Source organism: Klebsiella sp. X1-16S-Nf21 (assembly GCF_002837615.1).
Taxonomy (GTDB): domain Bacteria; phylum Pseudomonadota; class Gammaproteobacteria; order Enterobacterales; family Enterobacteriaceae; genus Klebsiella; species Klebsiella variicola.
This window is the reverse complement of record NZ_PJDK01000133.1, coordinates 1-5,898: the sequence shown is the minus strand read 5'-3', so window position 1 is coordinate 5,898 and position 5,898 is coordinate 1. Positions and strand designations below refer to the sequence as shown.

General features: G+C 62.0%; 6 protein-coding genes. 1 reads left to right on the top strand and 5 read right to left on the bottom strand.

Features of this window, described 5'->3' with window-relative positions; genetic code table 11:
• The 3 genes from CW267_RS29360 to CW267_RS29350 form a co-directional block, all read right to left on the bottom strand.
• Nucleotides 1–177: DUF3382 domain-containing protein (locus CW267_RS29360; protein ID WP_133124766.1), on the bottom strand; the 177-nt coding region annotated here is incomplete at its 3' end.
• Between the two features lie 9 nt (nt 178–186).
• Nucleotides 187–1,101, bottom strand: coding sequence for an ABC transporter permease subunit (locus CW267_RS29355; protein ID WP_008804338.1), 915 nt, complete (start codon nt 1,099–1,101; stop codon nt 187–189).
• 109 nt (nt 1,102–1,210) lie between these two features.
• Nucleotides 1,211–2,269 carry a branched-chain amino acid ABC transporter substrate-binding protein gene (locus tag CW267_RS29350; protein WP_162494489.1) on the bottom strand — a complete coding sequence of 353 codons (1,059 nt, stop codon included), beginning with the start codon at nt 2,267–2,269 and terminating at the stop codon, nt 1,211–1,213.
• A gap of 289 nt (nt 2,270–2,558) precedes the next feature.
• Between CW267_RS29350 and CW267_RS31010 the strand changes: the two genes are divergently transcribed.
• Nucleotides 2,559–2,705: a hypothetical protein gene (locus CW267_RS31010; RefSeq protein WP_004225356.1), complete on the top strand. Its 147-nt coding sequence runs from the start codon at nt 2,559–2,561 to the stop codon at nt 2,703–2,705.
• A gap of 51 nt (nt 2,706–2,756) precedes the next feature.
• On the opposite strand, the gene pflB is transcribed toward CW267_RS31010, so the two are convergent.
• Together pflB and CW267_RS29340 are read right to left on the bottom strand one after the other, a co-directional pair.
• Entirely contained in the window at nt 2,757–5,051 is a 2,295-nt protein-coding gene (pflB, locus tag CW267_RS29345; protein WP_032736191.1) for a formate C-acetyltransferase, read from the bottom strand.
• 28 nt (nt 5,052–5,079) lie between these two features.
• Nucleotides 5,080–5,898 (bottom strand): acetate/propionate family kinase (locus CW267_RS29340; RefSeq protein ID WP_101148707.1); only part of this gene is annotated, 819 nt, incomplete at its 5' end.

Here is a 5,898-nt window from a genome sequence, read left to right as displayed (position 1 = left end):
GGCCATCACCACCGCCACGAGGATCGCCACCCGCGCGGGCGCGAGGGTAAAACCATACCCTTTGAGCACCACGCCGACGATCGGGCCAAAGACAATTAACGCGCAAAGACCGGCCAGCACGCTGTCGATTAGCGCGCTTTTGATATCCCGCGCAGGCTGGCGCGTAAATTCACCCATAAAGCCTCCTTAGACCTTGGCCACCAGCGGACGTCCCAGCAGCCCCTGCGGGCGAAAAATCAGGATCGCCACCAGCAGCGCAAAGGAAAAGACATCTTTGTAATCCGAATTCACCAGCCCGGCGAACTGGGCTTCGGCCACCCCGAGCAGCAGTCCGCCCAGCATCGCGCCAGGCAGCGAGCCGATCCCGCCCAGCACCGCGGCGGTAAAGGCTTTGATGCCGATAATAAATCCGATATAGAAGTCGAAGGTGCCGTAGTTCATGGTCACCAGCACGCCGGCCAGACCGGCCATCGCCGCGCCGATGACAAACACCAGGGAGATCACCCGGTCGGTATTGATGCCAAGGATCGCCGCCATACGCCGGTCCTGCTGGGTAGCGCGACAGATGCGCCCCAGCCGGGTGTACTGGATAATCCAGGTCAGGGTCAGCATCCCCACCAGCGCCGCGACGAGAATAAACACCTTGGTCCAGGTGATCTGCACCACCCCATCGCCCACCGTCATGCGCAGCGCGCCGCTGAGCAGCGTCGGGATCCCCTGCTGGTTCGGCCCCTGGCTCAGCTGGACATAGTTCTGCAGGATCAGCGACATTCCGATAGCCGAGATCAGCGGCGCCAGCCGCGTCGAGTTGCGCAGCGGCCGGTAGGCGATGCGCTCGATCGCCCAGCCATATACGCCAGTGACCACGATGGTGAACACCAGGGTGGCGAAAATCAGCAGCGGAAAGGAGTGGATCCCGAAGAAAGAGAGCAGCGCCAGGCCGATGGCGCACAGATAGGCGGAGACCATATACACCTCGCCGTGGGCGAAGTTGATCATGCCGATGATCCCATACACCATGGTGTAGCCGATGGCGATTAAGCCGTACACTGCGCCCAGCGTCAGCCCATTGATCAGTTGTTGCAGAAAAAACGCCGTCATAGCCCCTCCAGCCGCCAGGCAGACGGCCGCCGGGTTCCGTTCCCGGTCGACCGCCGCCGTGTGACGATTCGCAAGTCAAAAGGACAGAGCGTCCTCAGGTCGTGGCCGATCAGAGCTGATGATATTTGCCCTTGTCGTCCCACTGATAGACCACGTAGTCGGACACCTTGAGGTCGCCTTTGCCATCCCAGGCTTTCTTGCCCATTACCGTATCGACATCGTGGCTCTTCAGCCAGTCGCTGGCTTTGGCGTTATCGGTACCCACGGCGTTCCAGGCCGCGGCAATAGCCTGAATGGAGGCGTAGGCGTAGAGGGTATAGCCTTCTGGTTCAAAGCCGCTGGCGCGGAACTTCTCGATCACCGCTTTGCCTTCCGGGAGAGTGCGTGGATCCTGACCAAAGGTCATCAGCACGCCGTTGGTGAACTGCGGCCCGCCGGCGGCCGTCACCAGCTCCTCGGTGACGATACAGTCGCCGGAGAAGAATTTGGCCTGCACCCCCTGCTCGCGCATCTGACGCACCAGCGGGCCCGCTTCCGGATGACAGCCGCCAAAGTAGACCACGTCCGGCTTGAGGGCGCCGATCTTGGTCACCAGGGCGTTAAAGTCTTTTTCACCGCGGGAGAGGCCTTCGTACAACACTTCTTTGGTGCCCCGCTTCGCCAGCGCCGCGCGGGTGGCATCGGCCAGCCCCTGACCATAGGTGTCTTTATCGTGGATGACGGCAATTTTCTTCGCCTTCAGCACGTCCAGCATATAGTTGGCGGCAATCGCCCCCTGCTGATCGTCACGACCACACATGCGGAAAAGGTCCTTCATGCCGCGCTCGGTGATCTGCGGGTTGGTCGAGCCGGGGGTAATGGTCAGGATCCCAGCTTCGTCATATACCTCGGAAGCCGGCATCGTTGAGGAAGAGCAAAAGTGCCCCACCACGGCGGAGACTTTCGCTTCATCCACCAGCCGGTTGGCCACCGCCACCGCCTGCTTCGGTTCGCACGCGTCATCCCCCTGCACCAGCACAATCTTTTCGCCTTTGATACCGCCGGCGGCATTGATATCGGCCACCGCCTGCGAAGCCCCCTTCCAGTACTGGGCGCCGTAGGTGGCGTTGGGTCCGGTAAAGGGCCCGGCGACGCCGATCTTCACGTCTGCCTGGGCGTAAAAGGCCATGCTCATACAACCTGCTATCACAACATGAAGCGTCATTGTTTTCAGTTTCAAAGACATTCGGATATTCCTCAGCGATGTAAAGCCTGGCGTCATGGAATGACGCAGAAAATATCACTTACCGTGTGGTGCCGACGTTGGCGCAGCGCCAGGACGGCCAGGGTGGAAGAAGCAAAAATCCCGCCAGGTAGAGAGGTCGCGCCGGAGCGCGGACGCCCCGGTCAGTGCGCACGCGACGGCAACCCGTGCCGCATCCGGCAAGGGCGCATTCCCTTTCAGGTCAGGAGATCGGTTGCCATCACGTGGCGAGCCGGACAACGCGGTATCCGTACCGGCCCGTGAGCTAAACATAGATGCAGTTAGCGGTCGCTGCGCGCCAGCGTGGTGCAAAAATGCGAATATGATCAACAGTGGTGATTATTTTGTTGCGGTAATGTGAAGATGATAACAGGAGAGCCCGTTAAAGGCTCTCCTGTGGCCTGGCGGCCGCTCAGAGTTGACTGGTGAACGTTCGGGAGATCACATCCTGCTGCTGCTCGCGGGTCAGCGCGTTAAAGCGGACCGCATAGCCGGAGACGCGGATCGTCAGATTCGGATACTCCTCCGGGTGTTCTATCGCATCGAGCAGCTTTTCCCGGTTCAGCACATTGACGTTAAGATGCTGTCCCCCCTCCACCGTCTCCTCGTGGTGGAAGTAGCCGTCCAGCAGCCCCACCAGGTTGTTTTCCTGCGCCGACGGGGCTTTGCCGAGGGCCGCCGGCACGATGGAGAAGGTATACGAGATGCCATCTTTGGCGTAGGTAAACGGCAGTTTCGCCACCGAGGTCAGCGACGCCACCGCCCCTTTCCGGTCGCGGCCATGCATCGGATTGGCCCCCGGGGCGAACGGCGTCCCCGCCCGACGTCCGTCCGGCGTATTGCCGGTTTTCTGTCCGTATACCACGTTGGAGGTGATGGTCAGGATCGACTGGGTCGGCACCGCCTGGCGCCAGGTGGGGAGCGTCTGAATTTTGCGCATAAAGCGCTCCACCAGGTCGCAGGCGATGGCATCGACCCGATCGTCGTTGTTGCCGTACTGCGGATAATCGCCCTCAATGACAAAGTCCACCGCCAGCCCGTGGTGATCGCGCACCGGCTTCACCCGGGCGTACTTTATCGCCGACAGCGAATCCGCCGCCACCGACAGGCCGGCGATGCCGCAGGCCATCGTGCGGTAGACGTCGCGGTCGTGCAGGGCCATCAGCGCCGCCTCGTAGCTGTACTTATCATGCATACAATGGATGATGTTCAGCGCGCTGATGTACTGCACCGCCAGCCAGTCCATAAAGTGGTCGAGGCTGGCCATCACGGTGTCATAGTCCAGCACCTCATCACGCAGAGGGTCGGTTTTCGGCCCCACCTGGATCTTCAGTTTCTCATCCACCCCGCCGTTAATCGCGTAGAGCAGCGTTTTGGCGAGATTGGCGCGGGCGCCGAAGAACTGCATCTGCTTGCCGATCACCATCGGGCTAACGCAGCAGGCGATGGCGTAGTCGTCGCTGTGAAAATCGCTGCGCATCAGATCGTCGTTCTCATACTGCAGCGACGAGGTGGCGATAGAGACCCGGGCGGCATATTTTTTAAACGCCACCGGCAGCGCCTGCGACCAGAGCACGGTCAGGTTCGGCTCCGGCGCCGGCCCCATGGTGTGCAGGGTATGCAGGTAACGGAAGGTGGTTTTACTGACCAGGGTGCGGCCATCCAGCCCCATACCGCCCAGCACCTCCGTCGCCCAGATGGGATCCCCGGAGAACAGCGTGTCAAATTCCGGGGTGCGCAGGAAACGCACCATGCGGATCTTCATGATGAAGTGGTCAATGAGCTCCTGGGCCTGCTGTTCATTGAGCCGACCCGCCCGCAGATCGCGTTCGATATAGATGTCGAGGAAGGTGGCCGTGCGCCCCAGCGACATGGCACCGCCGTTCTGCGACTTCACCGCCGCCAGGTAGGCGAAGTACAGCCACTGCACCGCCTCCCGGGCAGTGCGCGCCGGGTGGGCGATATCGCAGCCGTAGCGGGCCGCCATCTCCTGCATCTGCTGCAGCGCGCGCCGCTGTTCGGCCAGCTCTTCGCGCAGGCGCAGGGTGGCCTCCAGCGCCTCGCCGCGCTCAAGGGCTGGCTGCAGGTCGGCAAACTGCAGCTCACGTTCGCGAACCAGATAGCGGATGCCGTACAGCGCGACGCGGCGGTAATCGCCGATGATCCGTCCGCGGCCATAGCCGTCCGGCAGCCCGGTCAGCACCCCCGACTTGCGACAGCGCAGCATATCCGGGGAATAGACGTCAAATACCCCCTGATTGTGGGTCTTGCGCAGCGCCGTAAACTGATACTCAAAGGCGGGATCCATTTCGCGGCCATAGGCCTCGAAGGCGCTTTTGATCATATTGATGCCGCCAAAAGGATGCAGGGCGCGCTTCAGCGGCTGGTCCGTTTGCAGGCCGACGATCTTTTCCAGCGGCTGGTTGATATAGCCCGCCGCGTGGGCGGTGATGGAGGTGGCGACATTGGTGTCGAAATCCACCGGCGCATGGGTGGCGTTCTCGACGCGGATCCCGGCCATCACCTGCTCCCAGAGGGCGGTGGTCGCTGGCGTCGCGTCGGCGAGGAAAGACTCATCGCCCTCGTAAGGGGTGTAGTTATGCTGAATAAAATCGCGGACGTCGATCTGCGTTTGCCACGCCGTACCGCGAAAGCCCTGCCAGGCCTCGGCGTATCGTACATCCTGGGTATCGATATCTACTTTCATGAACATCGTCTCTCTACAGAATAAAAAGTCAGGCCAGCGCCGCCGTGTGGATCCGCCCTAAGCGGATCGCATCTAGGGCAATCATGCGCTCTTCATTGGTAGGTATAACCGCGCAGCGCACCCGGCTGGCGTCGGCGGAGATCAGGCGTTCGCCGACCGAATTCGGCTGTTGGTTGCGGGCGACGTCCATCTCAAGGCCAAAGACCGCCAGCCGCTCGCTCACCAGCCGACGGATTAGCACCGAGTTCTCGCCAATCCCGCCGGTGAAAATAATGCCGTCGAGACGCTGCAGCGCCGCGGCGTGACCGGCAATATGACGGGCGATGCGATGGACAAAGGTTTTAATTGCCAGGCGGGCGCGGGCATGGCCCTCATGCCACGCCTGCTCCAGCACCCGCAGGTCGGAGGAAAGGCCGGAGATCCCCAGCAGGCCGGAGGCGGTGTTGGCCACCCGCTCCAGGTCGCTGAGGGTCTGCCGGGTCTCCCCGGCAATCCACGCCATGGCGCCGAAGTCGACATCGCCGCTGCGGGTGCCCATCATCAGCCCCTCCAGCGGCGTCATTCCCATCGAGGTGTCCACGCTGCGGCCGTTGCGCACCGCGCAGATCGAGGCGCCATTGCCCAGGTGGGCGATCACCAGGCCGCTCTCCTGCTCCGGCAACCCGAGCAGCGCCAGGGCGCGCCGGGACACATAGCGGTGCGAGGTACCGTGGAAACCGTAGCGGCGTACCCCGAGGTTCTGGTAATACTCCCACGGCAGACCATAGAGAAAAGCCTCCGGGGCCAGGGTCTGGTGAAAGCTGGTATCAAAGACCGCCACCTGCATCACTTGCGGGAACAGCCGCTG